We start from the raw sequence: 24,796 nt of genomic DNA, 5'->3' as shown, positions 1-24,796 counted from the left end.
CGGGAGAGTGATGAAGACAATCTTTAGCCGGATTCGCGGAACTGTTGCCCACGCAGGTCGCACGTTTCCGACAAGGCGGTTTTCGCTCTCGACAGATCGGTACCAGATGCAATCCACCGCCCTGTCCGGGATTAACTCGCGGACAGCGAAGAGAAGAGGATTTAATGAAAACTCGTGCAGCAGTAGCGATGGCACCAGAGCAAGCTCTGGACATCCGGGAACTGGAACTTGACGAACCGCGTTCCAATGAACTTCGAGTGCGAATCATTGCATCGGGCGTATGCCATACCGACGCAATTATCCGAGATCAGTGGTATCCCGTGCCGCTTCCGGTCGTCCTTGGTCATGAGGGTTCGGGTATTGTTGACGCGGTAGGCTCTGACGTTGCGGGCTTCTCCATCGGTGACAAGGTGGTTCTTGGCCCTGCCTACTGTGGCAGCTGTGAGCAGTGCGTCTCCGGACATCCGATGTACTGCGTGAACTTCTACGACCGCAACTTCGGGGTGCAGCGTCCAGATGGTTCCAAGGCTTTTTCGGAGAATGGCACCCCGGTTGGCTCACACTTCTTCGGGCAGTCTTCCTTCGCCGAATACACCAACGTGGTCGCCCATAGCGCGGTAAAGGTCCCAAATGATGTGCCGCTTGATATTCTCGGCCCGCTAGGCTGTGGCATCATGACCGGCTCCGGTGCGGTGCTCAATGTGCTCAAGCCGGAAGCGGGCTCATCGGTCGTGGTTTTCGGCACCGGTGCTGTAGGCATGGCCGGTATGCTGGCGGCGAAGGCGGCCGGCGCCACCACGATCATCATGGTGGATATCGTCGAATCCCGGCTGGAATACGCCAAAGAACTTGGTGCCACCCACACGGTGAACTCCAAAGAAGTTGATCCAGTCCAAGCGATCAAGGAGATCACCGGCGGTGGGGCACAGTACGCGCTGGACACCACGGGAGTACCCATGGTCTTCACCCAGATGACCAATTCGCTAGCCATCCGCGGTCACGCGGCGCTGGTGGGTGCGGCCAAACTGGGCACCGAAGCGAAAATCGATATTGGAACCCAGCTGCTCGCCGGAATCAATGTGCATCTGGTCGTCGAAGGCGACGCCGTACCGAAGGAATTCATTCCGCGCTTGATCAACCTCTACCGCCAGGGGCTGTTCCCCTTCGACAAGCTGATCAAAACGTACAAGTTTGAAGACATCAATCAAGCTTTCGCTGATTCAGCTGATGGATCCACGCTCAAGCCGGTCATCGTCTACTAAGCTTCATCGCTTGGAGACGCATCTGGCGCTTAAATAGGTAATCCCGGATCGAATGTTAAATCGATCCGGGATTATCTGTATCCGTGGTGCTTAAGGAATGGTGATGATCTGTCCGGCGTAGGAAAGTCCGCCGCCAAAGGCGAAGAGCAAAGCCTTATCACCCGAGGCCAGAGGCTCATCGGAGGCCATCAGCTTGGACAGTGCCAGCGGCATCGAGGCGGCCGAGGTGTTGCCGGAGTAGACCACGTCGGTGGCCACGCGGGCGTTGGGTGCGCCGATCTTCTCCGCCAATGGCTCGATGATGCGCAGGTTAGCCTGGTGCAAGATGATTGCGTCTAGTTCTTCTGGCTTCAGGCCCGCACGGTCGATGATCTTCGACGCGATCTTTGGCAACTGGGTGACGGTCCAGCGGTAAACGCTCTGCCCGTTCTGCGCGAACTTCATATCATTGTCTGCCTCAATGCGCACGGCGTCGGACAGTGAAGGAACCGAACCCCAGACCACCGGCGAAATTTCTGCGGTATCCGAAGCGGTGATGATGAATGCTCCGGCACCGTCAGCGGTCAGCACGCAGGTGCTGCGGTCGGTGAAGTCGGTGTAATCGGTGAGCATTTCCGAGCCGATTACCAGTGCCTTGGTGGCGCTGCCGGCGGCAATCGCGCCCTGTGCCATGCCTACCGCGTGTGCGAACCCGGAGCAGGCGGCGTTCAGATCCATGGTGGCCGGACCCTGATCCATGCCAAGACCCAGGGCTACGCGGGCGGCCATATGGGGGGTGCGATCCGTCGCGGTGCAGGTGGCGACGATGATCAGGTCGATGTCTTCGGCGTTGATGTCCGGGGCATTGTCCAGAGCCATCTTCGCGGCCTTGATTGCCATCGAATCAACGGTCTCGACGCCGGTTCCCCAGCGGCGCTCCTGAATCCCTACGCGGCGGGTAATCCACTCGTCGCTGGTCTCGACCAGCGTTTCCAACTCGGTGTTGGGCACGATGCGCTCAGGCTGGAAATGGCCAAAGGCTACAACTTTGCTGCCGGTCATGAGTTTAACTCCTTGGGAAATGAACACTCTTGCTCTCAAGGTTAGTCGTTTTGGAGCCTACTTGCCGTTCACAACGGACACCGGCGCCGGGCCAATATGGTAAAACCGGCTCAACGCCCGCAAAACTGGCCAGATTAACCGTTTTTCTCAGCAGGTTCATGACACGGTGGCTCATCGTTCATCTGCCGTCCAACCCGCTGCGGTGCAATGGTGGGAAAGCATTGCGGAAGGAATCGAGGCAAGGGGAGCATGATGTCACCACTACAGGTCGCAACTGCCGAACTCACGAGCCTGCGCCCGGTTCCGGGGTTCGGAGCAAAAACCATCTACCGGGGTGTGGCCCCACGAACCACGGACGCTGCGTACGCCGGGCAGTTGCGCCTGCGGGGAATAACCACGCTGATCGATCTGCGTGAACTAAACGAAATTTCACGCGAACCACTGGGGGACATTCCCGGGTTACGCTACCGGGGCATCCCGCTTTATTGCGGGCAAAACCCTGGCGATCGGACGCTGAGTGAGAACCAGCGCTTGTTGCTCGATGGCCGTGGGGCGCGGCTGATCGCGGCCCTTCGGGTTATCGGACAGCCGACGGACGGAAACACCGCGGTGGTCTGCCAGACCGGTGGAAAGCGCACCGGGCTGGTGATCGCGCTGCTGCTCGAAGCGATGGGAGTTGCGCGTGAGCTGATCATCGCCGACTTCGCGTCGGCGGTTCGTGAACCGGGCTATGGCCTGCCCGGCCAAATCGCGGCCACCATGAATGACACCCTGAATTGGCTGGTTGAAAGTTATGGCTCGGTGACCGGCTACCTGCTGAGCAAGGGGTTGACCGGGGCCGAACTTCATCGGTTGCTGGAGCTAGGCGCAGATGCCAGAGCCAGCACAGTGTGGCCGCTGGCGGCCAGCTCATGAAAAAGCTTAATGTGGTGCAGCTCAGCGACCCCCACCTGTGCGCCGAAGGGAAACTGCTGCACGGCACTATCGACGCATGGGCACGATTGCGCGCCGCGCTGCATTCGGCCAAGTATTTTAATCCCGACGTGGTGGTGGTGACCGGGGATATTGCTGACCGCGGGGCACCGATCCACGGCCGGGCGGCCAAACTTTTCGCCAAGTTCCAGGACAAGCTTGGCTGCCCGATCATTACCGTGCCTGGCAACCACGACCCGCAAGATTCAATCAACGAAGCGTTCAACGTTTACCGGCTCTCGACCGGACCACGCATCGCAAACACCGTCCACGAGATCAACGGGCTTCGCATCATCGGGTTGGATAGCGGCGGGTATCGCGAATCCCAGGGGCGGCTGGATATGGATCAGCTGCAGTGGCTCTCAGGCCTGCTTCGGGTCCCGGCGCCGCGTGGTTCGCTCATTGCCTTGCACCACCCGCCGGTGGATTCCCTGAATGAGCAAATGATCGGACGCGGGCTAGCGAATCCCGAGGATCTCGCGCTGGTACTTAGCGGCAGCGATGTGCGCGGAATCCTCTGCGGGCATTTTCACCAGGCTGGCGTGGGACAGCTCAAGGGCACCAACGTTTATATGGCACCGGCGACCTCGTACAACACCGACGTCTACGCACCGCAGCAGATTCTCAGCGGGCCGGAGGGCTCATGGTTCTCGCTGCTCCAGATCGATTCGCACTCGATGAGCAGCACCCCGATCCCGGTGCGCCACGGATCGCGTAAACCCAAAAACCAGCAGGCAAGCACCACTAAAAACGCAACACGCGCCAGAATTCCGGCGCATTCGAAAGGTAGAACACCATGAATGCAGCAGAAATCGTCTTCGTGAGGCACGGAGAAACCGAATCAAACCGGGCAGGACGCTTGCAAGGGCGCAGTGACCTACCGATGAATGAGACTGGGCGTCGACAGGCAGCCACAGCGGCGCTGGAACTTGCCGGAACCGGTCCCTGGGATGTGGTGGTTTCTTCCCCGCTTTTCCGTGCCCGCCAATCCGCGCAGATCATCGCGGATCTGCTCGGAGCTCCGCGCGTGCAAGAATTTCCGGAACTGATGGAGCGCGATTACGGCGACGCGGAGGGCACCGTCGTCACCGGATTGAGTGAGGAGAACGTGCGACGCCTCATGGACTTAGGCGAGAGCGAAGAACATCTGGTGGAACGCGCCATCAACGTGTTGTTCAAGATCAGTGTGCAGCACCCGGGCCAGCGTGTGGTGGTGGTCAGCCACGGCTCGTTGATCCGTTCGGTGCTCAGCGCTTTGCATGGTGCTCGTCATGAGTGGGTGCCTAATGGTCAGGTACTGCGAGTGGAAACTCAGCTTCTGACTGATCATGTGGCTCGCGAGCCGCTGTGGCACTAAGACAATAAACGGCAAAGACCCCACGTTGAACTTCAATGTGGGGTCTTGTGCGTCAACGAGACCAGTCGTGGGTGATTAGAGCGAACGCAGCACTACCGCGGTGCCCTGGCCGCCGCCACCACAGATGCCTACCGCACCTAGTGATCCGGAGCCGAGCTCCTGGAGCTGACGGGCTAGGGTGCCGATAATGCGGGCACCGGAAGCTCCGATCGGGTGGCCCAGCGCGATCGCCCCGCCGTGCGGGTTGACGATATCGGGGTTGATGCCCAAGGTGGCGGTGGACTGCACGGCGACGGCCGCGAAGGCCTCATTGATCTCGACAACCTGCAGGTCCGCGGCCTTTGCCTCGGCCTTGGCCAGCGCGGTGTTGATCGCGTTGGATGGCTGATCGTGCAAGGTGCGGTCCGGTCCGGCAACAAATGCGTGGGACAAGATCTCGGCCATGGGGCTTAGTCCTAGGCGCTTGATCGCCGCATCCGAAGCGAGCACCACAGCTGCCGCGCCATCGGTGATCTGCGAGGAGTTGCCCGCGGTGACCGTGCCTTCCTTGGCGAAGGCGGCCCGCAAACCGCCAAGGGACTCAACGGTGGTCTGCGGGCGGATTCCATCATCGGTGCTGTGCACGGTCTCGCCCTTGCGGGTGGTGATGGTGAACGGTGCGATTTCGCCGGCGAAAAATTCTTCTGATGCCCCAGCGCGCTGGTGCGAGTGCGCCGCGACGGTGTCCTGAGACTCGCGGTCGAGCTTTAAGGTGGCGTTATGTTCCTCGGTGGAGACACCCATGGAGCGCTTCTCGTGGGCGTCGGTGAGTCCGTCGTACTCCAGGGTGTCGATCATTTCAATGGCACCGTATTTGGTGCCAGCGCGGGCACGTTGCACATGCGGGGCCAAAGACATCGATTCCTGGCCAACCGCCAAGACCACGTCAACCTCGCCGGATGCGATTAAACGTTCGGCTGCCACCACCGCCTCGGCGCCGGAGAGGCAGACCGCGTTGAGCGTGATTGCCGGAACATCCAACCCGATGCCCGCACCGATGGAGGTCTGGCGTGCAGGGTTCTGCCCGGCGCCGGCCTGGAGCACCTGGCCGGCAAAAACGCGCTGCACCTCGGACGGGGCAACTCCGGCACGCTCCAGCGCGGCCCTGGCGGCGTGGGCTCCCAGCTCGGTGGCGGGGATGGCCGCGAGGGCGCCATTAAATTTCATGAAGGGGGTGCGTGCGTAACCTACAATTTTGACGTTCATGGGGTGAGGTCCTCCTGGAGTTCGACGGTGAATTTCGCTGAGGTAATGTTCCTGATGCTTTGGGGGGTTTCCCCCGGTGCGACCTGACGCAACACCAGTGTGGCATTAACGATGTCAAAAACCGCGCGGTCGGTAATGATGCGGTCCACAACCCCCGCACCGGTCAGCGGAAGATCGCAGGACTCGACGATCTTGGAGCTTCCGTCCTTGGCCACGTGGTCGGTGAGCACGATAACCCGAGGGGTGCCAGCCACCAGATCCATGGCGCCGCCCATGCCCTTGACCAGCTTGCCCGGGATGGTCCAGTTGGCCAGGTCGCCGTTGGCGGCTACCTGCAGGGCTCCTAAGATCGCGGTTTGCACATGGCCGCCGCGGATCATGCCGAAGGAGGTGGCCGAGTCGAAGAAGCTGCCGCCGGGCAGGATGGTGACGGTCTGCTTGCCGGCATTGATCAGATCCGCGTCTTCCTCGCCTTCGAAGGGGAAGGGGCCCATGCCCAGTAGCCCGTTTTCGCTTTGCAGCTTCACCGAGACGCCTTCTGGCAGATTATTCGCCACCAAAGTAGGGATGCCGATGCCGAGGTTCACATACTGTCCGTCGGTAAGCTCGCTGGCGGCCAGGGCGGCCATTTGATCTCTGGTCCACATGGTTAGGCCTCCTGCTTCGGGCGGACGGTGCGCTGTTCGATGTCTTTGACGTCGTCGGTATCCACGAGGGTATTCACGAAAATTCCGGGGGTTTCCACCAAGGACGGGTCAAGGTAACCGTCAACGATTTCCTCGGCCTCCGCGAAGGTGTGCTTGCCGGACATGGCTACCAGCGGGTTGAAGTTCTTCGAGGTCATCCGGTAGCGCAGATTGCCTTCGCTATCGGCTTGGTGCGCACGCACCAGGGCGATGTCTGCGACGATGCCGCGCTCTAAGATAGCTGGCTTGCCGTCGAATTCCATCACCTCTTTGCCCTCGGCGATGGGGGTGCCCACCCCGGTCGGAGTGTAGAAGGCCGGTACTCCCACGCCGCCTGCACGAAGTCGTTCGGCCAGCGTGCCCTGCGGTACAAATTCGACCTCAAGGTCGCCGTTGAGGAACTGTTGGGCGAAAAGTTTGTTTTCCCCCACATAGGAGGCGAGTACCTTGGCCACCTGTTTGTTTTCCAGCAGGACGCCTAAGCCCTTGCCATCGACGCCCATATTGTTGGAAACAATGGTCAGGTTTTTGGCGCCGGAGTCGCGTAGCGCGGTGATCAGCCGGTTGGGAATGCCGCTGAGCCCAAAGCCGCCTACGGCAATGATCATTCCATCTTTGACCACCGCGGCGAGTGCCTGCGCGGCGTCCTGACGATACTTCGTTGACATCTTCGTACCCCATCCGTCCACAATATGGATTTGAGTGTTGATTAACTATGACCGTAGTAACTCCAAGTGGATAGCTCAATAGTTCTGCGCGAACTGCTCAATATTGCTCGATAGGTGATGAACTATCCGTAAATCGTTCATAATGTGGATATGAGTAAAACTCCTGCCGGCGCCCAAGTGGTCGGACGCTTGGCTGCGGTATTGCGAACGGTCAGTACCTCGATGCCCCAAGGGATCACCACCACGCAGGTAGCCCGGCATACCGGATTAGCCAGGCCTACCGTGCACCGACTACTCTCGGCGCTGACCGCCGAGGGATTCTGCGATCATGACCACCAGGCTGGACGCTGGCTGCTGGGGCCGGAACTGTATTTGATGGGCGCGGTAGCCGCAGAACGCTACGACATCAGCGAATTGGCTCGCTTACACGTCGCGGCGCTCGCCGAAGAAACCGGAGAGAGCGCATTTCTTTCCGCCCGCCGTGGCGACGAAACGGTCTGCCTATTGCGTCAAGATGGTGCCTTCCCGATCCGTTCCTTTGTGCTCTATGAAGGGCGACGATTCCCGTTAGGGGTAGCCTCGGCGGGCATCGCCATCTTGGCTTTCCTGCCTGAAGAGGCGATGGAGCGGTACCTCGAATCCAGTAATTTGGTCGCCGAATATGGTCAGGCGCACGGTGCCGAGCAGGTGCGAAGCAAGATCGATCAGACTCGCACGTTGGGGTATTCGTTGAATCCCGGGCTGATCGTCGAGGGCAGCTGGGGCATTGGCGCCGCGGTTTTTGACGCTTCCGGGCAGCCTGCCTGGGCTTTGAGTTTAACCGGGATCGAATCGCGCTTCGAACCCTCCCGCCAAGAAGCCTTAGGGAAATTACTGCTGCATCACGCCCACGAACTTTCGATGAAGTTACGCGGATCTGCGCTGTCAGCTAAGCGATAGCCGTCGCCGCCCGCGGGGCAGGTAACGTACAAGATGAATCATCGGCAGGTGTTGAGAAAGTTGGCGTTAATGACTGGGCTCCCACAGGGATTACTGACTCCGCAGATCTTGATAGATCTTGATATTTTAGACCGGAATATCGATCGGGTAGCCAAGAATGTCGCCGGCAAGGAGTTGGCGCTCCGCCCACACGCCAAGACGCATAAGATGCACGAGATCGCCGGGCGTCAGCTGGAGGCCGGAGCAGTGGGGCTGACCGTTGCCACTATCGGTGAGGCGCTAACTTTTGCACTGCATGGCGTGGGGGACCTATTCGTGGCTTACCCGCTGTGGATTTCCGATGCTCAAGCCAAGCGGATCCGCGAACTACTTAGCTACGTCAAACTTTCCCTCGGTACCGATTCAATTGCCGCGGTTCAACAGCTTGCCCGTCAGCTCGCAGATAAAAAAGACCAGCTTGGGCTGATGATCGAGATCGACAGCGGACACCATCGCAGCGGTGTGCAGCCGGCCGAGGTGCTCGATGTCGCGCGAGCCGCCCGGGAGGCTGGACTAAACGTCATCGGAATCTTCACCTTCCCAGGCCACAGCTACGCCCCGGGCAAACCCCAGGAAGCCACTGACCAGGAACAACAGGCTCTCGGCGAGGCGGCCGCGTTATTGCGCGAGGACGGCTTTGAACTCAAACGCATCAGTGGAGGATCAACTCCCACAGCGGAACTGGCGGACAACAGCCTGCTGACCGAGGTGCGCCCGGGAGTGTACGTTTTCGGCGACGCGCAGCAATTTGAGCTGGGACGCTGCCGGTGGGAGGACATCGCACTGAGTGTGGCCACCACGGTGATCAGCCGCCACGAGGGCGATGCCCAGAACCCCCGGCGCATCGTTGTGGACGCGGGAAGCAAGATCCTCGGCTCGGACCGCCCGGGTTGGGCGACCGGCTTTGGCCGGATTCTGGAAAACCCGGAGGCGCAAATCAGTGCTCTCTCGGAACACCACGCGACCGTGCTCTGGCCCGAAGGCCAACCGCTTCCGGCCTATGGAGACCAGCTGCGGGTCATTCCCAACCACGTGTGCGTGGCGGTGAATCTGGTGGACCAGGTCTGCGTGGTGCGCGGCGGCAAGATGATCGAACGCTGGGATGTGGCAGCTCGCGGGTTGAACTTCTAGGCCGCGGTGCTACCGGGCCAGCTGATCCGCAACGGCGCTGGGTGACCAATGCGTGGCCGAGGACAGTGCCCCCTGCAGCTCGGTGCCGCAGGCTTCGTCGATCAGCTCCTTGTCGCCGACGATTACCAGGAGGCTCCGGGCGCGGGAGAGACCTACGTAAAGCTGCTCCACCGCGCGGGACATGTCCTTAAAACCGTTCACGCACAGCACCACCACCGATCGTTCTAGTCCTTTGAAACCCAAGACGTGCCCGTAGAATTCCTCTTAGTTGGCGTGGAATGCTGGCCAGTAGGCTGAGTCGATGGTTCGAAGGTCGTAGTGCTCCTGATGGATGGGGTGGCGTCGATTCGTGGTGAGCAGGGCGATCTGATTGTTCGCCCAGCCCTCCGCGATCAGCGGATCCACGCAGTCCGAGGCGAGGTCTACCGCCTCTTGTGTGGAACAGGAAACAAAACGCACCGGCACTCCCTGCCCGCCACGGGGTTTGACCTTCTCGCCAGCGAGATTTTTGAAGGTCTGCGCAATGCGCCGGGTATTGCGCAGGTTGTCGTCCACATGAATGGGGACCAACTGCGCCGCGGCGCCGAAACTTGCCCCCAGATCCTCGCCGTTCCAGCGGCGGTACACATTTTGCCGCACATCCATGAAGGCATAGATCTTGCCCTGCAGGGGATCCTTGGTGCAGGCCAACAACGCTTCCCACCACTCGGGGGCAAAATCCTGGGCCTCATCGACAATGATCGCGTCGAGCTTGTCCTCCTGGGGTATTTCACGGGCCAGATCGCGCAGCAGCCGCGGCATCTGGACATCGAAATAATCTTGTCCGGTGCCGTCGGGAACGCCGAGGCTGCGCGCGTACTCGTGGAATTCTCCGACGTGCACGGGCTTGTTCTGGCGCCAGCTGGTAACCTGCTTTTTCAGGTAGTGGCCCAGGCCCTTGTTGTAGCAGAACAGTCCTACGCGTTCGTTGTCCTTGGACAGCTGCTTGGCCTTTTCCACTGCCATCCAGGTTTTGCCGCTACCGGCTCCACCGATGAATTTGACCCGGGGCAGCGCACGCGTAGCGCCGAGCAGGATCGCTTGGCGTGCGGTGAGGTGCTCTTGAAGATCTTCATTTTCCAGCGCTTCGGAGGTTTGCAGATGTTCGGGCGCAAAATCGGCGGCCAGGTGCCGGCAGATGCGGTCCGTGAAGGATTGCGCCAGGGCCGAATAGCCACCACCTTGCTCTTGAATTGCACGGTGCAGGTAGTTTGCACTGTGCTTCAGATCGTTGTGATCCATGAGCAGATCCCGGGGAAGGCCGGCCTTCGTCCAAGTGGCCGGAACTTCCGTGTAGGGCAGGCAGACCACGTGGGCAAAGCGGCTGTTCAAGGGTGTGCCGGTTTGCTGCGTGATCCACTTCTTAAACGCATGGGCGGCGCTTTGCACCTGGGCCATAGGGTCTTTCAGAGGGTGCCGGCCTTTGGAATCAGACTGGTACCAGGCACCGTTTTCCACGCCGACCAGCCCGCCCTTGACCTCGATGGCTGCCAGTCCGACTCCGGGCCACAAGATCAGCAGGTCGATCTCGTGCTCCACGGCGCCGTGGCGGATCGCTACCGAGTGGGCGATCACCGCTTCATCGGGCAAGGAGCGGCACAGCTGTTCCCATACGGCCTTTTCGGCAGACTGGCCATCTGAAAATTCAGGTTCCTGCGGAATGCAGCGGAGCATTGATCCCCCTCGATACGTTGCGCTTACTCGGAGTCTATGTGGGAAAGCGCGAATCTGTGCCGGGGACCAAGTCAGATTCGCGCAGCCGTTGCAGTATTAATGCCAAGGCGGGCCAGCTGCTGCGGCCCTTGCGGGTTCGGGCGAAGGCGCGCAATTCTAGCTTTGGATTGGCTAACGGCAGGATGCTCAGGCCCGCACGTGGGGCGCGGTCCCGAGGCAGCAGCCCCACGCCAAGACCGGCGAGGATGAGATCTTCGACCAGATCAAGACTGTCTGACTGATGGCGCATGGTTGGCTCGAAGCCTGCCATGGAAGAAATAAGTCGCAACACCGATTCGTCGGCGATATTACGCGAGTTGCCAATCCAGTCATGCTGCGCGAAGGCCGAGAAAAGGGTGCTGGCATCCGGTTGGCCGCTCTGGGATTTGAGCAGGCTAGCGTGTGCGCTTCGAACACCCAAACCCCACTCGGTGCTCCAGAGCTTGAGAGTTTCGACGTCCGAGGCCACCTGCGCCGGAGCCAAGTTGTAGTCGTAGGTCAGCGCCAGGTCGATGTCATCGGCGGCGAGTTTGTTCAGGGCCTCGGCCGGTTCATGTTCGAGCACCACGATATTCACCTGGGGGTGATGTGTAGCGAGGTCATCGATGATCGGCATCAGGGACCGCCGGATCGTGGTGGCAAATCCTGCCACCCGCACAGTTCCCGATGGTTCGGCGCCCGTATCGAGGTCGAGGCGTGCGGCGTCCACGGCGCTCAGGATGATGCGTGCATGCTCCGCAAACCTGCGACCTGCCGGAGTCAATCGCACCCCGCGTCCATCGGGTTCGATCAGGGTGGTGCCGACTTCGCGGGTGAGCTGGGCGATTTGCTGGGAGACCGTGGAGGTGGTGGCGCCTAGGATGTCTGCTACGGCGCGCATCGAGCCGGTGCGGTGCAGTTCGTAGAGATATTGCAGGCGACGGGTTTCCATAGGCCTATTGTCCATTAATCTTGAATGATATGTTGCGGATTCTCGCGTGGACGTGAACGAGAAGTGTGCGTTCTACTGGAAGGCATGAACATGAAGTCCGCATCAGCACCCAGCTCCGCCTCGATTGGATCGCTGATGGCCTTTGGCTCGATGAGCTGCGTCCAGCTGGGGTTGACGGCCTCTATTGTGCTGGCCGACAACATCGGTTCCGGGGCCGTAGCCTGGCTGCGGTTGGCTTGGGCTGCGGTGATTCTGGTGATCATTGCCCGGCCTTGGAGGCTGACGTTCACGCGCGAAACGCTGCTCATCTGCGCGCTACTGGGTCTAGCCACCGCAGGCATGACGGTGAGTTTCATGAAGGCGGTGGAAAGCATCCCGCTGGGTACCGCAAGTGCCTTGGAATTTATGGGTCCGTTGGCGGTGGCGGTGATTCAGGGGCGTGGTTCGGCTCGGTGGTGGGCGGTGATCGCGGCGCTCGGAGTGCTGGGGCTGACCGAACCTTGGTATGGTGCGGTGGATCTGGGCGGTGTGCTCTATGCCTTGGGTGGAGCGGTCTGCTGGGCAGTCTATGTACTGCTGACCCAACGTGCTGGAGATGCTGTTGACGGAGTTGGCGCGTTGGCTGTCTCGATGCCGGTAGCAGCGATCGCCGCAACATTCATGGTGGGACCTGCCATGCTGCGAGCCATCGACCTGCAGACGCTTGCCATCGGCGTGGGCTTGGCCCTGCTGCTGCCGGTGATTCCCTTCAGCTTGGAAATTTTCGCGCTGCGCAGGCTGACCACAGCGTCCTTTGGCACACTGATGTGTTTGGAACCTGCCATCGCGATGACCGTTGGTCTGCTCCTCCTGCAGCAGGTGCCACGCCCCGCCGCCATGGTGGGCATCGCGCTGGTTATTGCGGCAGGCATCGGAGCCACCCGTACCGGCCAGCGGCTCATTGATCCCGGGGCCCTCGCGCTTGCAGCTTCGGCCGGAAACCGAACCGAAGAGCCTGCAAGACGCAGCTAGTCACCCTCCTGGTCTAAGGTTTCTGGTCCCGCAGTGGCGAAAATTCGGCCGAAATCCGCCTCGTCGTGTAACCCGAAACCACCGGTATCGGGCATGATTAGATTCATGGATAATACTGCCGCACCGGCCTGGGTAGCCAACTATCAGCCAGGCGTTCCTGCACAGATTGAGCTTCCCACACAATCGCTGAGCCATATGTTCGAACGTTCCGTGCGCGAAGCCGGTCCGAGTCCGGCTACCGAATTCTTCGGCCGCCAGGTCAGCTACGCGCAGCTTGGCGAACAAGTTTTGCAAGCAGCCGAGGGGCTGCGCAAACTCGGCGTGAAAGCCGGAGACCGGGTGGCGCTGATCCTGCCGAACTGCCCACAGCACGTGGTCGCGTTTTACGCGGTGCTGCGTCTGGGAGCGGTCGTGGTGGAGCACAATCCGCTCTACACCTCTCGCGAACTTCGCCACCAGTTTGAAGACCACCAAGCACGCGTGGTCATCGCCTGGGACAAGGTAGTCTCCAGCGTGCAGAAGTTCCCCGGCGACGTGCAGATCGATACGATCATTGCGGTGAACCTGCTCGAAGCGTTCCCTGCGGTCAAGCGTATGGCGCTGAATCTTCCACTGAAAAAACTGCGTGAAACCAGAAAATCATTGACCGCCGCTACCACCGGCACCATGGCCTGGAAGCAGCTGTTGGCCTCCGGAAGCTTGGACGCCGAGCATCCATTCCCAGCTGTGGAAGACCTTGCGGTTATTCAGTACACCTCGGGTACCACGGGCCGTCCAAAGGGTGCGATGCTCACGCACTTCAACTTGTATTCCAACGCATTGCAGGGTGAAGCATGGATGGAAGGTGCGCAGCAGCGCAAGGAAATTCTCTACGCGATCCTGCCGATGTTCCACGCTTTTGGGATGACCTTGTATCTGACTTTCGGGATCAAGAAGCAAGGACTACTGGTGCTCTTCCCGAAGTTTGATCCGCAGCTGATCTTGGATGCCTGGAAGAAGTCCCCGGCCACCGTGTACTGTGCGGTTCCGCCCATTTATGAACGCACCGCGATGGCAGCCAAGGAACAGGGTATTTCGTTGCGTTCGGCGAAGTACTGCATCTCCGGGGCGATGAACCTGCCAGATCACGTGGTGGAACTGTGGGAATCGATGTCCGGCGGCTTGTTGGTGGAAGGCTACGGGATGACCGAGTCCTCACCGGTGGCCTTGGGCAACCCATTCCATCCTTCGCGGCGTAACGGGACCATTGGAGTACCTTTCCCCTCGACCCTGATGAAGGTAGTCGACGTGGATGATCCGAGCCGAGAAGTTGCTCAGGGTGAACCAGGCGAATTACTGATCAAGGGACCGCAGGTGTTTGCGGGCTACTGGAACAACCCGGAAGAGACCGCAAAAACTCTGACCGAAGACGGTTGGCTGCACACCGGGGATGTGGTCACCGTGGACGAAGATGGCTTCACTCAGATCGTGGACCGAGCCAAGGAACTGATTATCACCGGCGGGTTTAACGTCTCACCTACTGAAGTTGAAAATGCACTGCGTCAACACGCAGATGTTTCGGACGCTGCGGTCTTCGGCAAGGCGCTGGAACGCGGGGGTGAAATGGTGGTGGCAGCGGTTCAACTCGACGAGGGGGCAACCTTGGATGAGGCGGCACTGCGCGAGCACTGTCGCGGTCAATTGGCGGCTTATAAGGTGCCAAAGCGCATCGTCGCTATCGAAGAGATGCCACGCTCCATGCTGGGCAAGATCTTGCGCAAGCAGGTCCGTGAAGAATTCAGCGACAAAGTCTAAATCGAATTTACGGCTGGTGGTGCCGCGGTTGCTAACGCAGCCGCGGCATTGCTGTCAGTAGAGACCGGGTGTATTCATGCTGTGGATCGCCGAAGACTTCCGCAGTGCTGCCCTGCTCAACGATTCGGCCCTGATACATCACGGCTACCAAATCGCTCATATGCTCGATGACTGACAGGTCATGGCTGATGAACAGATAACTGGTTTCGGTCTCTTGCTGTAAACGGTCCAGCAGATCCAAAACGGTTGCCTGAATCGAAACGTCCAAGGCAGATACGGGTTCGTCGAGTACGAGTACCTGGGGCTCCGGTGCCAGCGCGCGGGCAATCGCCAGGCGTTGGCGTTGCCCACCGGAGAGTTCACGAGGATTACGCCCGCTTAAATCGGGATCCAACTCCACTTGTTCCAGTAGCCGGGCCACCTGATCTTTGTATCCTGAGCCGCGCTTGCTGCGACCTGCTGATAACGCATCGGTGAGGATCTGGCCCACCGAGTAGCGCGGATCAAAAGAGCCCAGTGGGTTCTGATAGATGGCGCCAATATTCTCTCGTAAGTTGCGCCGGGCTGCTTCGCCGTGCGGGGCGAAACGCTCACCGAGCAGGGTGACGCTGCCGGCATCGGGGCGTTCTAATCCAAGGATCATCCGTGCGGTGGTGGTTTTTCCGGAGCCAGATTCTCCCACCAGGCCTAGAGTCGAACCGCGGGGAAGCACAAAGCCTGCCTCGATCACGGCGGGGTGCCTTGAGAAGGACTTAGACAGGTTTTCTACGACCAAGGCGGGAGTGGCATCAGGGTCGGTCGGCGGCAACTGGCGGGGTTCACTTGTTATGGCCTTGGTGCTCAAGGGAGCAAAGCGTGGCACCCCAGAGGGAATGGCCCGCAACAAGGTGCGCGTGTATTCATGCTGCGGGTGGTTCAAAATCTGTTCGGTGGTCCCGGACTCGACGATTTTTCCGGATCGCATCACCGCGATGCGATCTGCCAGCTGGGCCACTTGAGCGAGATCATGGCTGATCATCAACACCGCACGGCCCTCATCCTTGAGCGCGGCTAACTGTTTAAGTACGAGGGCTGCGAGACGAGAATCCAGCGCGGTGGTGGCCTCGTCGGCGATGACAATTTGTGGGTCGCCAATCAGAGCTTGGGCGATCAGGACGCGCTGGCGCATGCCACCGGAGAGCTGGGTGCTGCGCTGTTTCATGCGACGCTCGGGATCCGGCAGATCCACGGAGGCCAAAGCCTCAAGCACCTTGGTGCTGCGCGCTGCACGGTTCAGCGTGCCGTGCTCTTTCAGGACATCTTCGATCTCGCGTCCCACCGGGCGCAGCGGGTCCAAGGCCATCAGCGCGTCTTGCAGAATCATGACTACCGAACTGCCACGGATTTTTTGCCATGCCGGTTCGGTCAATGTCAGCGCATCTTCTTGGCAGACCACGAGTTTTTCGGCGCTGACTCTTCCGCCGCTCAGCCCCAAAAGGCTGCGCGCGGTGACCGACTTTCCCGAACCGGATTCGCCCACCAGCGCTAGGCATTCGCCCGCGTTGAGCTCGAAGGATACGGCGTCCACGGCGTGTTGGCCGGCAAAACTGACGCAGAGGTTCTCAACTGCCAGTAGTGGATTCATATGGCTTTCACCTTCCCGCCGAGGGCGCGTCCAATCAGCGTGGCACCGGCGGCAACAACAACGATGGCAAGTCCAGGGAAGAAGCTGAGCCACCACGCAAGATGCAGGTAGGTGCGCCCTGCCGAGAGCATCGCACCCCATTCGGGCGCCGGTGGGGGAGTGCCCAGGCCGAGGAAGGATAGTGCCGCCGCCCAGATCACCGCTTGGCCAATGCCCAGCGTGACCAGTGCGAGCAACGGCTGCAATGCGTTGGGCACGAGGTGATTACGGACCTTGCGCCAGGTGCCGCGGCCAAGTACGGTAGCTGCCTCCAGCATTTCCGAGTTTTTCAAGGTGCGGATCTGGCTGCGTACCAGCCGTGCGTAACCTGGCGCCGTGGATAAGCCCACCGCGACAATCGCCGGGCCCACTCCTGGCCCGGTAAAGGCGATGATCAGTAACGCCATGAGCAACGAAGGAACCGAGTAGAGAGCTTCGAGCACCCGCAGGATCACCTCGTCGAGCCAGCGCGGAGCCAAAGCGGCCGCGGTTCCTAAGACCAATGCCAAACCCATGCCCAGTGCGGTGGCGGCCAAACCAATGTAGAGCGAATCTCCGGCGCCGTGGATCACCCGGGTGAATACGTCGCGGCCGGACTCGTCGGTGCCAAAAATGTGCGCTCCGCTGGGCGCTTGGAAAGCCTGGGACGGATTGATCGCCAGCGGATCCGCCGGAGCAATAAGGGCGGGGACAAACGCCGTGAGTACCCAGAAGGCAATGAAAAGTAAGCTGAGAATTTTTGCGGTGCGGCTCATGATTCTGCCCCCGCCGGGTCGATGAGCCGCTCGATGGCCTCGGTCAACGCCATCACCACGATATAAACAAGTGCAGAGAACAATGCGATGCCGGTGACCATGGGAATGTCGCGGGCAAGCACCGCGGAAAGCAAGGACCGGCCCAACCCCGGACGAGCGAAAATCGCCTCGACGACTACCGCACCGGAAAGCAGTGAAGAAAAAGCCCAACCGGTCAGCCCAAGAGCCGGCAGCGCTGCATGGCGCAAACCGTGACGCCGGAACACCGTCAGCCGGCTTTCGCCGCGGGCGCGGGCCGCCAGCGCAAACTGGCTGCCCATCGCGGTATTCAGCGAATCGCGCATCAGCTGGGTGAGGAATCCGGCCAGCGGAAGCGCCAAGGTGAGTACCGGCAAGACCAGTCCGGCGGCAGTTCCGTTGGCGACGGCGGGAAGCCAGCCGAGCATCGAGGAGAACAGCATGATGAGTACCGCGCCGAGCCAAAAATGCGGGACCGCCGCTGCCACAATCTCTACCGCGTTACCCAACAGCTGACCGAATTTATTGGCGCGCATCGCTAGCAGCGCAAGGAGCAATGCCAACAGCCACGCCACTGCCAGCGCCATTAACGCCAGGTTGATGGTCGGCGGAAGAACCTCGCCCATGATCTGCAGGACCGGATCCTTGAAGGAGTAAGAGGTCCCGAAGTCCAAGCGGATGAGTTTGGCGAGGAACAGAAAATATTGGCTGACGATCGGCAGATCAAGACCGTACTCGGAGCGGGCGTTGGCCAGCGCTTCGGCCGAAGCCTGTGAACCTGGACCACCCATGATCGCTTCGGCTGGGTCGCCGGGGATGAGGCGTACGCCGATGAAGATGGCGGTGGCAACCAGCCACAGCACCACCAGCGCGCCGCCAACCTTGCGACCCAACCAAGCGAGCAGTTTCATGATGAGGTGTTTACCGCTTATTTATCGAGGAATACGTTGTAGTAGATCGGGGAGGAGACCGCGGTGGTCTGGCCCATGCCGTGGACGTTCTTCGAATACAGGAAGTGGTTCTGCTGATCATAGAGCGGCATTACGTAATAGCCGTCCAGCACGATCTGCTGAGCCTGCTTGTAGAGTTCGGCACGCTCAGTTTCGTCGTTGGTCTGCTCCGCGTCAACCAGCAGTCGATCGAGCTTAGGATCCTTCACCTGTGCATTATTGGCGAAGTAACCGCTGGGTGCGGGAACCGTTGAATCGGAGTGGAACAAGATGCGCAGGACGCTCGGGCCGACCTTGGTGTACGGAGCGGAAACAAGGTCATATTCGTGCTTTGCCAGTGCGCCGTACCAACTGGACAGGTCCAGCAACTCGATCTTGATCTCAAAACCAACCGGCTTAGCGGCGGCCTGCATCTGTTCGAACAATGACTGCTCGGCAGGAACCGACTGGTTGGTGGAAACCGGGAACTTCAGAGTCAGCCGTTTGCCGTCCTTAACCCGGTAACCTTCGGAATCGCGCTGAGTCCAGCCGGCAGCGTCGAGCAGCTCGTTGGCTTTCGTGGCGTCGGTGGTGAACTTTGATTCATCCGAGATGCCCAGTGGTTCAACGCTGGAGAGCAATGAGTAGCTGCGCTTTGCGGTGTTGAAGTACAGCGAGTTGATTCCGGAGTTCACATCGACAGAGTGCATGAACGCCTCGCGCACACGCACATCATCAAATGGTGCCTTGGAGCTGTTCAGCTCGAGACGATTTGATGCGCCCGGGCGAGGCGCGTCCAGGTGGCCCAGCCCGTTATCGGCGGCGGTGGAGATGGTGTCTGGCTGCGGGTTGTCAATGACGTCAACCTCGCCGGACTGCAGTGCTGCATAACGGCTGGCGGCCTCAGGGATGAAGCGCCAGGTGATGCCGTCCAGATAGGAGGTTGCGCTGGCTCGCTCGGCATCTGCTGCCGGGGAGACATAATCTTCGTAACGCACCAGATTGACAGCTTGCTGGCGGTCCCAGGATTCAACCTTGAAAGGGCCGGTGCCTGCAGGGGCGGCGCAGTTTGCTGCCTGATCACGTTTCAGTCCCTGGGGGGACTGAATTGCGGTCCATGGCATCGATAGCGATTCGAGCAATGCATTATCTGGCGCGGAAAGCTTAAGTTCTGCGGTGAGCTCGTCGACGAGTTTGATCCGATCCACCTTGCCCACGGCTAGATAGCCGGTGGACGAAGCGGTATTTGGATTCTGCAGGTGCTCGATATTGGCTTTGATCGCCTCTGAGGTGAGCTTGGTTCCGTCGTGGAAGGTGATCCCGTCACGCACTGTAATGGTGCGGGTCAGGCCATCGGTGGAGACCTCGGTTTTTTCGGCCAGCCAGGGGATGATCTTCCCCTCTGCGTCCTTGGTGAACAGCGATTCCATGAACTGGGATGCGACCAGCGCCTGCGGGTAGTTGCCACCCACGTGCGGGTCTAAGCAGCTTGGCTCGGCATCACCCGAGGCGTAAACCAAGGTCCCGCCGGCAACGGGTTCCGCGTCTTTGGAAGCGGCTGGATCGTTGGTGGAGGAGCAGCCAGCAATGAGGGCTGCAGCCAACGGAAGGGCTAGTGCCCCGGTGAACAGGCGGGTGGCGCGCTGATTTCGTCGCATGAACGCAGATATACCTTTGAGCGAGTGAGTGATGTCGTAGACAACCTTAGTCAACCAAGACCCAAAGTCCCGATTCCGTGCCTTAGAGCGCGGAATTTAGAAGACAACCCGGGACTTGGCTGACTGGCTGTCAGTTGCTTACTTTTCGCTGGCGACGGTGAAGCGGCGGTTCTCGTGAACCGGGGTTTCGATCTCATCAACGATGGCTACGGCGAAGTCCTGAGAAGATACGAAGTCGCCAGCAGGTGAATTTGCGCCGAGAGTGTAGTTGCCGGTGCGGGTGGCCGGCTCAATGACCGGCGCCGGGGCGGCCATGGTCCAGGTGATCCCGGAGACCGAGGTGAGCATGTCATAAACCTTGCCGCTGGTGACTGCCTCGGCGAGGTAGGCTTCAGGGAATCCGGGAGTGTCATAGAGGCGTACTCCGTCAACCTCGGTGGCTCCGGCACCGCCGATGACGAGCAGACGCGCAGGGATGAGGGTTTCGGTGATTTCCTCGAAGGCATCAACGTATTCCTGATGATCGCCGCCGGTGCGCGATGGGGGTACGGAGATGACTACGACGTCGTGGTTTTTACCCAGATCGCGGTAGGCAGCGGTGTCGTTCAGCTGCGCGGTGACCGCGGTGGTGCCTTCGACGGTTTTGCCGGTGCTGCTCACGGCGGTAACTTCGTGCCCTCGGCTTAGTGCTTCGGCGGTGATCTGGCTGCCTACCATTCCGGTGGCTCCGTAAACTGCAATCTTCATGATGGTCCTCTCGCTAGATGTGTCGTACGCATTTATAGTATCCTTTGGATACTGACTACTTCAACGAAACTAGGTTACCTGATGGATAGTGACGAGACATTTAACGTACTCATCCAGGACTGCCCCTCACGTGAAATTATGCAACGTTTGGGAGATAAATGGACCCCTTTAGTGATGCTTACCCTAGCTAACGGGCCGCTTCGTTTCTCCGGGTTACGTCAACAGATCGGCGCGGTGACCCCGAAGGTGCTCACCAGCACACTACGGACCTTGGAACGTGATGGCCTGGTGGATCGTCAGGTAACCGCGCAGGTTCCCATCCGGGTTGATTATGAACTGACAGATTTAGGCCGTAGCCTGCTCGAACCCATGGACGCGATCCGCATCTGGGCCGAAAAGCATGCGGGCAAAGTGCTCACCGCGAGAGATGCTTTTGACGAAATGTAAGCTCACCTGCTGCTGGTAATTGCGCTGTGCGATAAGAGTCTTGAAGATCGCTGGCTTCCCGCGAACAATGGGGCTAAGAGCTCGATTCGAAGTGGGGCTAGCGCCTCACCGTGGGAAGGGATAGTCCATGACCGATCAAGTAGTATCCAACCGACCGGCGTTCTTAGATCAACTCCCGGCACAGCTTTTTATTGCCGGAGAATGGAGCGAAGGACGTAGCGCCGCAACGCTGGTCACCCGCAATCCATTTGATGATTCGGTACTTGCTGAAATTAGCCAGGCATCCACCGAGGACGTCGACGAAGCCTATGAGAAGGCTGCCGAAGCGCAGCGAGAGTGGGCGGCGCTCATTCCTGCCAAACGCGCAGCAGTGCTGAACAAGGCCGCCGACTACCTGCAAGCTAATTATGATGACCTCGTTGAGCTACTCGTGGCTGAGTCTGGTTCCTCGGTGCTCAAGGCCAATGTGGAAGTTTCTGGAACTATCGCCGCAACCCGTGAGGCCGCGACCTATCCGACGCGCGTGCACGGCCAGATCCTTCCTTCCAACAGCGCTGGAAAGGAAAACCGGGTGTACCGCGAACCGGTAGGTGTAGTCGGGGTGATTAGCCCATGGAACTTCCCGATGCTGCTCTCCCAGCGTTCGGTAGCCCCCGCTTTAGCGCTGGGCAACGCGGTAGTGCTCAAGCCAGCCAGTGACACGCCTCTGGTCGGTGCGCTGGTTTTGGCTAAGGCGTTCGAAGCTGCTGGAATCCCTGCCGGTGTGTTCAGCGTGGTGATTGGTTCTGGCTCGGAAATTGGTGATCACTTCGTAGGTCATAAGACTCCGTCCTTCATTTCCTTCACCGGGTCCACCCCGGTAGGGCAAAATGTTGGAAAGCTGGCCGTCTCCGGTAAGCATATGAAGCGGGTGGCACTGGAGCTGGGCGGAAACGCACCGTTTGTGGTGCTTGCCGACGCAAATATGGAGCAAGCGGTTCGCGCGGCGGCAATGGGTAAGTTCCTGCACCAAGGTCAGATCTGCATGGCGATTAACCGAATAATTGTCGAAGCCCCGGTATACGACCAATTTGTCGAGCAGTTCGCGGCCCACGCGGCCACCATCAAATATGGCGATGTGGCCAACCCTGAAAACGTTGTGGGACCGATCATCAACGACTCGCAGGTGGCCAGCGTGCGCGGCAAGATCGACCAGGCACGAAGTGAAGGCGCCCGCGAGGTGCTGGCTGGAGAGATTGTTGGCCGGGTGATTCCACCCCACGTGTTTGCTGATGTCACCAGCGAAATGGAGTTGTTCCGTGAAGAGATCTTCGGTCCGGTAGTGGGCATCGTTAAGGCAGATAACGAGGAGCACGCGCTTGCGTTGGCTAACGATACCGAGTTCGGATTATCCAGCGCGGTCTTCACCACCGACATTGAAAAGGGCGTGCGCTTTGCCCGGGGGATCAAGGCAGGGATGACCCATATTAATGACATCACCGTCAACGATGAACCACATGTGATGTTCGGTGGAGAAAAGAACTCCGGACTGGGCCGCTTCAACGGCGAATGGGCCATCGAGGAATTCACCACCGACCATTGGATCGGTGTGCAGACCACGGATAAGCAGTACCCGTTTTAGACCGCGGTAAGCGTTCTTAGAGCACAGCGAACAACCCCGAAATGCGCAAGAGCATCTCGGGGTTGTTCGCTGTTGAGCCAGCCGGCGTCTGCGATTAGCTGGTCACTTCCTTCTTGGAATCCGTTGCCGGTGGCATGCGCTGAGGACGAACCGTCACGATGGGAGTTGCTACGCTCATCGCGGCTGCCACAGTTCCTAACGCCGCAAGGTCTTCCAGTGTGGTTCGGGTCGGGCGCATGAGTCCCACTTCGCCACGCTTGAACTTGGCGAATAGCTCCGCTGGCCTGATCCATTCTGAATTGTCAGCCTCGGTGGTCTGGTGTCTCGGCTCCTGGCCTGGCTGAACCTGGGCCACGTAGAAAAAGGTGTCGAAGCGCTTGGGGTTATCCGGGGGAGTAATCCAATTGGCCCACGGGCGCAGCTGAGTGACGTCTAATTGTGCGCCGGTTTCTTCGAAGATTTCACGTCGGGCAGCTGCCAGTAGTGTTCCGGCATCCAGTACAGCTTGCTGTTCGTCCTTCTCCCAGATCGATGAGTCTTTCCACAACGTTGCGTGCTCCACGGCTAACGCATGCGGGATTGATTCCGATTGGGCCTCGGCCACGTCTTGGGCATCAACCCGACCGCCAGGGTAAACAACCATTCCGGCGGCGAAGTCCATGGTGGACACGCGATGCTGGATGAAAACTTCCAACCCCTGAGCGCCTTCCCGAATCATCAGGACGCTGGCGGCACGTCGCGGTATCACTGGCTGGTTTTTCGGTGCAGGTGAGCTGGGGTCCATGATTCCTAGTATGGCCGAGATGTTCCGGAGCAGGGAGCACTATGACGCGCAGGTGGAGCCGGGGGAACCTATGGCCCAAGCTGCACGACGTGTTCAGGTGAGAGCAAGTTTCATTGATCCTTAGTTGTCCTGCGGATTTAATGACTACACAATCGATGTAGTGTGGATCACAACGAGTGGTGGTCAGGAAGGGTTTGTCATGTTTGAGCTCAACGAGGAACAACGTGAGCTAGTTGAAGCGGTTCGAGATTTTGCCGCAGAGAAAATTGCCCCTCATGCTTTGGAATGGGATCAGAAGGAACATTTCCCCGTTGATGTGCTGGCCGAGGCTGGCGAACTTGGCGTCGGGGGTATCTACGTCAGCGAAGAGTACGGCGGTTCCGGGCTTACGCGTAGCGACGCCGTCCTGATTTTCGAAGAATTATCGAAGGCCTGCCCTACCATCGCCGCCTACATTTCCATCCATAACATGGTGGTGTGGATGATCGATAGTTATGGAACCCGCGAACAGCGTTCCACCTGGCTCCCGAGGATGGCAGCCATGTCGGACCTGGGATCCTATTGCTTAACCGAACCCGGTGTCGGCTCGGACGCGGCGGCGCTAAGTACCAGTGCAGTCTTGGACGCAGATGAATACGTCCTCAATGGTGCCAAGCAGTTCATTTCTGGGGCTGGCTCGTCCGCGCTGTATCTAGTGATGGCACGCACCGCCAATACGGGTGCGAAAGGGGTCAGTGCTTTCCTCGTTCCAGCAGATACTCAAGGGCTGTCATTTGGCCCGAAGGAAAAGAAGATGGGCTGGAATGCCCAGCCCACCCGGCAGGTCTTCTTGCAGGACGTGCGTATTCCCGCCAGCAACCTCTTGGGTGCTGAGGGGCAGGGTTTCTCGATTGCAATGAGTGGCCTCAACGGTGGCCGGCTGAATATCGGTGCTTGCTCCATCGGCGGCGGGCAGCTCGCTCTGGAAAAGTCGGTGGCCTACCTTAAAGAACGCGAAGCTTTTGGCGGCCCGCTGACCAAGCAAGAGGCTTTGGTGTTCAAGCTTGCCGACATGGATATGGAATTAGAAGCCGCGCGAAGCCTGTTGCGCAGGGCTGCTGCGGCGCTGGATGCGAAGGCGCCGGATGCCGTGCGGCTTTGTGCGATGGCGAAACGAGTGGCCACCGACGCCGGTTTTAACGCTGCCAATACGGCGATCCAACTACATGGCGGATACGGATACCTCTGCGAATATGGGCTGGAAAAGATTGTCCGTGATCTGCGGGTGCACCAGATTCTGGAGGGTACCAACGAGATCATGCAGTTGATCGTGGGGCGCGGACTAATCGAGTCCTAGCCGCTGGCAA

Annotated in this window: 24 protein-coding genes; 11 read left to right on the top strand and 13 right to left on the bottom strand. The window is 59.6% G+C overall.

Annotation, left to right across the window (positions count from 1 at the left end; translation table 11 throughout):
* The first annotated feature begins 164 nt into the window (after positions 1-164).
* Complete coding sequence (locus VJ369_RS11880; RefSeq protein ID WP_324092281.1) at positions 165-1,262, top strand: NAD(P)-dependent alcohol dehydrogenase; 1,098 nt, start codon at positions 165-167, stop codon at positions 1,260-1,262.
* 90 nt (positions 1,263-1,352) lie between these two features.
* On the opposite strand, the gene VJ369_RS11875 is transcribed toward VJ369_RS11880, so the two are convergent.
* Positions 1,353-2,303 (bottom strand): beta-ketoacyl-ACP synthase III, encoded by a 951-nt coding sequence (locus VJ369_RS11875; protein ID WP_324092280.1) that lies wholly within the window; start codon positions 2,301-2,303, stop codon positions 1,353-1,355.
* Positions 2,304-2,555: 252 nt separating this feature from the next.
* Between VJ369_RS11875 and VJ369_RS11870 the strand changes: the two genes are divergently transcribed.
* The 3 genes from VJ369_RS11870 to VJ369_RS11860 are packed head-to-tail and all read left to right on the top strand — an operon-like array spanning position 2,556 to position 4,632.
* Complete coding sequence (locus VJ369_RS11870; protein ID WP_324092279.1) at positions 2,556-3,218, top strand: tyrosine-protein phosphatase; 663 nt, start codon at positions 2,556-2,558, stop codon at positions 3,216-3,218.
* Positions 3,215-4,075: a metallophosphoesterase family protein gene (locus tag VJ369_RS11865; RefSeq protein WP_324092278.1), complete on the top strand. Its 861-nt coding sequence runs from the start codon at positions 3,215-3,217 to the stop codon at positions 4,073-4,075. The genes VJ369_RS11870 and VJ369_RS11865 overlap by 4 nt, the downstream gene beginning before the upstream one ends.
* The gene (locus VJ369_RS11860) at positions 4,072-4,632 is read left to right on the top strand and encodes a histidine phosphatase family protein (protein WP_324092277.1); all 561 of its coding nucleotides are present in this window, start codon (positions 4,072-4,074) and stop codon (positions 4,630-4,632) included. Before VJ369_RS11865 ends, VJ369_RS11860 begins: the two co-directional genes overlap by 4 nt.
* 75 nt (positions 4,633-4,707) lie before the next feature.
* Here VJ369_RS11860 and VJ369_RS11855 read toward each other — a convergent pair whose 3' ends face one another.
* The 3 genes from VJ369_RS11855 to VJ369_RS11845 are packed head-to-tail and all read right to left on the bottom strand — an operon-like array spanning position 4,708 to position 7,231.
* On the bottom strand, positions 4,708-5,877 hold the full coding sequence (locus VJ369_RS11855; RefSeq protein WP_324092276.1) for an acetyl-CoA C-acyltransferase: 1,170 nt from the start codon (positions 5,875-5,877) through the stop codon (positions 4,708-4,710).
* The gene (locus tag VJ369_RS11850) at positions 5,874-6,524 is read right to left on the bottom strand and encodes a 3-oxoacid CoA-transferase subunit B (protein WP_324092275.1); all 651 of its coding nucleotides are present in this window, start codon (positions 6,522-6,524) and stop codon (positions 5,874-5,876) included. The genes VJ369_RS11855 and VJ369_RS11850 overlap by 4 nt, the downstream gene beginning before the upstream one ends.
* Positions 6,525-6,526: 2 nt before the next feature.
* Positions 6,527-7,231, bottom strand: coding sequence for a CoA transferase subunit A (locus VJ369_RS11845; protein ID WP_324092274.1), 705 nt, complete (start codon positions 7,229-7,231; stop codon positions 6,527-6,529).
* A gap of 150 nt (positions 7,232-7,381) precedes the next feature.
* Between VJ369_RS11845 and VJ369_RS11840 the strand changes: the two genes are divergently transcribed.
* Together VJ369_RS11840 and VJ369_RS11835 are read left to right on the top strand one after the other, a co-directional pair.
* Complete coding sequence (locus VJ369_RS11840; protein WP_324092273.1) at positions 7,382-8,170, top strand: IclR family transcriptional regulator; 789 nt, start codon at positions 7,382-7,384, stop codon at positions 8,168-8,170.
* A 69-nt stretch (positions 8,171-8,239) separates the two neighbouring features.
* Positions 8,240-9,340, top strand: a complete 1,101-nt coding sequence (locus VJ369_RS11835; RefSeq protein ID WP_324092272.1) for a D-TA family PLP-dependent enzyme — start codon at positions 8,240-8,242, stop codon at positions 9,338-9,340.
* Positions 9,341-9,349: 9 nt separating this feature from the next.
* On the opposite strand, the gene VJ369_RS11830 is transcribed toward VJ369_RS11835, so the two are convergent.
* From VJ369_RS11830 to VJ369_RS11820, 3 genes are all read right to left on the bottom strand, one after another.
* Positions 9,350-9,541 carry a hypothetical protein gene (locus VJ369_RS11830; protein ID WP_414652652.1) on the bottom strand — a complete coding sequence of 64 codons (192 nt, stop codon included), beginning with the start codon at positions 9,539-9,541 and terminating at the stop codon, positions 9,350-9,352.
* A gap of 63 nt (positions 9,542-9,604) precedes the next feature.
* Positions 9,605-11,053, bottom strand: coding sequence for a nuclease-related domain-containing DEAD/DEAH box helicase (locus VJ369_RS11825; RefSeq protein WP_324092270.1), 1,449 nt, complete (start codon positions 11,051-11,053; stop codon positions 9,605-9,607).
* Positions 11,054-11,087: 34 nt separating this feature from the next.
* Positions 11,088-12,023: a LysR family transcriptional regulator gene (locus VJ369_RS11820; RefSeq protein ID WP_324092269.1), complete on the bottom strand. Its 936-nt coding sequence runs from the start codon at positions 12,021-12,023 to the stop codon at positions 11,088-11,090.
* Positions 12,024-12,113: 90 nt separating this feature from the next.
* Between VJ369_RS11820 and VJ369_RS11815 the strand changes: the two genes are divergently transcribed.
* Positions 12,114-13,034, top strand: a complete 921-nt coding sequence (locus VJ369_RS11815; protein ID WP_324092268.1) for an EamA family transporter — start codon at positions 12,114-12,116, stop codon at positions 13,032-13,034.
* Between the two features lie 105 nt (positions 13,035-13,139).
* Positions 13,140-14,828, top strand: a complete 1,689-nt coding sequence (locus tag VJ369_RS11810; protein WP_324092267.1) for a long-chain-fatty-acid--CoA ligase — start codon at positions 13,140-13,142, stop codon at positions 14,826-14,828.
* 31 nt (positions 14,829-14,859) lie between these two features.
* On the opposite strand, the gene VJ369_RS11805 is transcribed toward VJ369_RS11810, so the two are convergent.
* The 5 genes from VJ369_RS11805 to VJ369_RS11785 form a co-directional block, all read right to left on the bottom strand.
* Positions 14,860-16,452: an ABC transporter ATP-binding protein gene (locus tag VJ369_RS11805; RefSeq protein WP_324092266.1), complete on the bottom strand. Its 1,593-nt coding sequence runs from the start codon at positions 16,450-16,452 to the stop codon at positions 14,860-14,862.
* The gene (locus tag VJ369_RS11800) at positions 16,449-17,246 is read right to left on the bottom strand and encodes an ABC transporter permease (protein ID WP_324092265.1); all 798 of its coding nucleotides are present in this window, start codon (positions 17,244-17,246) and stop codon (positions 16,449-16,451) included. The genes VJ369_RS11805 and VJ369_RS11800 overlap by 4 nt, the downstream gene beginning before the upstream one ends.
* Positions 17,243-18,175, bottom strand: a complete 933-nt coding sequence (locus VJ369_RS11795; RefSeq protein ID WP_324092264.1) for an ABC transporter permease — start codon at positions 18,173-18,175, stop codon at positions 17,243-17,245. The genes VJ369_RS11800 and VJ369_RS11795 overlap by 4 nt, the downstream gene beginning before the upstream one ends.
* A gap of 17 nt (positions 18,176-18,192) precedes the next feature.
* A complete protein-coding gene (locus VJ369_RS11790; RefSeq protein ID WP_324092263.1) occupies positions 18,193-19,851 on the bottom strand; it encodes an ABC transporter substrate-binding protein in 1,659 nt (552 codons plus the stop codon).
* Between the two features lie 138 nt (positions 19,852-19,989).
* A complete protein-coding gene (locus VJ369_RS11785) occupies positions 19,990-20,598 on the bottom strand; it encodes an NAD(P)-dependent oxidoreductase (protein ID WP_324092262.1) in 609 nt (202 codons plus the stop codon).
* A gap of 81 nt (positions 20,599-20,679) precedes the next feature.
* On the opposite strand from VJ369_RS11785, the gene VJ369_RS11780 reads away from it, so the two are divergent.
* Together VJ369_RS11780 and VJ369_RS11775 are read left to right on the top strand one after the other, a co-directional pair.
* A complete protein-coding gene (locus VJ369_RS11780) occupies positions 20,680-21,045 on the top strand; it encodes a helix-turn-helix domain-containing protein (protein WP_324092261.1) in 366 nt (121 codons plus the stop codon).
* A 127-nt stretch (positions 21,046-21,172) separates the two neighbouring features.
* Positions 21,173-22,666: an aldehyde dehydrogenase family protein gene (locus tag VJ369_RS11775; protein ID WP_324092260.1), complete on the top strand. Its 1,494-nt coding sequence runs from the start codon at positions 21,173-21,175 to the stop codon at positions 22,664-22,666.
* Between the two features lie 94 nt (positions 22,667-22,760).
* Here VJ369_RS11775 and VJ369_RS11770 read toward each other — a convergent pair whose 3' ends face one another.
* Positions 22,761-23,450, bottom strand: coding sequence for an NUDIX hydrolase (locus VJ369_RS11770; RefSeq protein WP_324092259.1), 690 nt, complete (start codon positions 23,448-23,450; stop codon positions 22,761-22,763).
* 199 nt (positions 23,451-23,649) lie between these two features.
* Here VJ369_RS11770 and VJ369_RS11765 point away from each other — a divergent pair, with 199 nt between their 5' ends.
* The gene (locus tag VJ369_RS11765; protein ID WP_324092258.1) at positions 23,650-24,786 is read left to right on the top strand and encodes an acyl-CoA dehydrogenase family protein; all 1,137 of its coding nucleotides are present in this window, start codon (positions 23,650-23,652) and stop codon (positions 24,784-24,786) included.
* Positions 24,787-24,796 lie beyond the last annotated feature (10 nt).

The sequence above is a fragment of the Glutamicibacter sp. genome, assembly GCF_035257265.1.
Taxonomy (GTDB): Bacteria; Actinomycetota; Actinomycetes; order Actinomycetales; family Micrococcaceae; genus Glutamicibacter.
The sequence above is the reverse complement of the archived record's forward strand: the minus strand, read 5'-3'. Positions and strand labels throughout refer to the sequence as shown.

Bases quoted from the DNA above. Each gene is read 5' to 3' on its own strand.
- VJ369_RS11880 (WP_324092281.1), top strand. From the start codon at position 165: ATGAAAACTCGTGCAGCAGTAGCGATGGCACCAGAGCAAGCTCTGGAC.
- VJ369_RS11875 (WP_324092280.1), bottom strand. From the start codon at position 2,303: ATGACCGGCAGCAAAGTTGTAGCCTTTGGCCATTTCCAGCCTGAGCGC.
- VJ369_RS11870 (WP_324092279.1), top strand. From the start codon at position 2,556: ATGTCACCACTACAGGTCGCAACTGCCGAACTCACGAGCCTGCGCCCG.
- VJ369_RS11865 (WP_324092278.1), top strand. From the start codon at position 3,215: ATGAAAAAGCTTAATGTGGTGCAGCTCAGCGACCCCCACCTGTGCGCC.
- VJ369_RS11860 (WP_324092277.1), top strand. From the start codon at position 4,072: ATGAATGCAGCAGAAATCGTCTTCGTGAGGCACGGAGAAACCGAATCA.
- VJ369_RS11855 (WP_324092276.1), bottom strand. From the start codon at position 5,877: ATGAACGTCAAAATTGTAGGTTACGCACGCACCCCCTTCATGAAATTT.
- VJ369_RS11850 (WP_324092275.1), bottom strand. From the start codon at position 6,524: ATGTGGACCAGAGATCAAATGGCCGCCCTGGCCGCCAGCGAGCTTACC.
- VJ369_RS11845 (WP_324092274.1), bottom strand. From the start codon at position 7,231: ATGTCAACGAAGTATCGTCAGGACGCCGCGCAGGCACTCGCCGCGGTG.
- VJ369_RS11840 (WP_324092273.1), top strand. From the start codon at position 7,382: ATGAGTAAAACTCCTGCCGGCGCCCAAGTGGTCGGACGCTTGGCTGCG.
- VJ369_RS11835 (WP_324092272.1), top strand. From the start codon at position 8,240: ATGACTGGGCTCCCACAGGGATTACTGACTCCGCAGATCTTGATAGAT.
- VJ369_RS11825 (WP_324092270.1), bottom strand. From the start codon at position 11,053: ATGCTCCGCTGCATTCCGCAGGAACCTGAATTTTCAGATGGCCAGTCT.
- VJ369_RS11820 (WP_324092269.1), bottom strand. From the start codon at position 12,023: ATGGAAACCCGTCGCCTGCAATATCTCTACGAACTGCACCGCACCGGC.
- VJ369_RS11815 (WP_324092268.1), top strand. From the start codon at position 12,114: ATGAAGTCCGCATCAGCACCCAGCTCCGCCTCGATTGGATCGCTGATG.
- VJ369_RS11810 (WP_324092267.1), top strand. From the start codon at position 13,140: ATGGATAATACTGCCGCACCGGCCTGGGTAGCCAACTATCAGCCAGGC.
- VJ369_RS11805 (WP_324092266.1), bottom strand. From the start codon at position 16,452: ATGAATCCACTACTGGCAGTTGAGAACCTCTGCGTCAGTTTTGCCGGC.
- VJ369_RS11800 (WP_324092265.1), bottom strand. From the start codon at position 17,246: ATGAGCCGCACCGCAAAAATTCTCAGCTTACTTTTCATTGCCTTCTGG.
- VJ369_RS11795 (WP_324092264.1), bottom strand. From the start codon at position 18,175: ATGAAACTGCTCGCTTGGTTGGGTCGCAAGGTTGGCGGCGCGCTGGTG.
- VJ369_RS11790 (WP_324092263.1), bottom strand. From the start codon at position 19,851: ATGCGACGAAATCAGCGCGCCACCCGCCTGTTCACCGGGGCACTAGCC.
- VJ369_RS11785 (WP_324092262.1), bottom strand. From the start codon at position 20,598: ATGAAGATTGCAGTTTACGGAGCCACCGGAATGGTAGGCAGCCAGATC.
- VJ369_RS11780 (WP_324092261.1), top strand. From the start codon at position 20,680: ATGGATAGTGACGAGACATTTAACGTACTCATCCAGGACTGCCCCTCA.
- VJ369_RS11775 (WP_324092260.1), top strand. From the start codon at position 21,173: ATGACCGATCAAGTAGTATCCAACCGACCGGCGTTCTTAGATCAACTC.
- VJ369_RS11770 (WP_324092259.1), bottom strand. From the start codon at position 23,450: ATGGACCCCAGCTCACCTGCACCGAAAAACCAGCCAGTGATACCGCGA.
- VJ369_RS11765 (WP_324092258.1), top strand. From the start codon at position 23,650: ATGTTTGAGCTCAACGAGGAACAACGTGAGCTAGTTGAAGCGGTTCGA.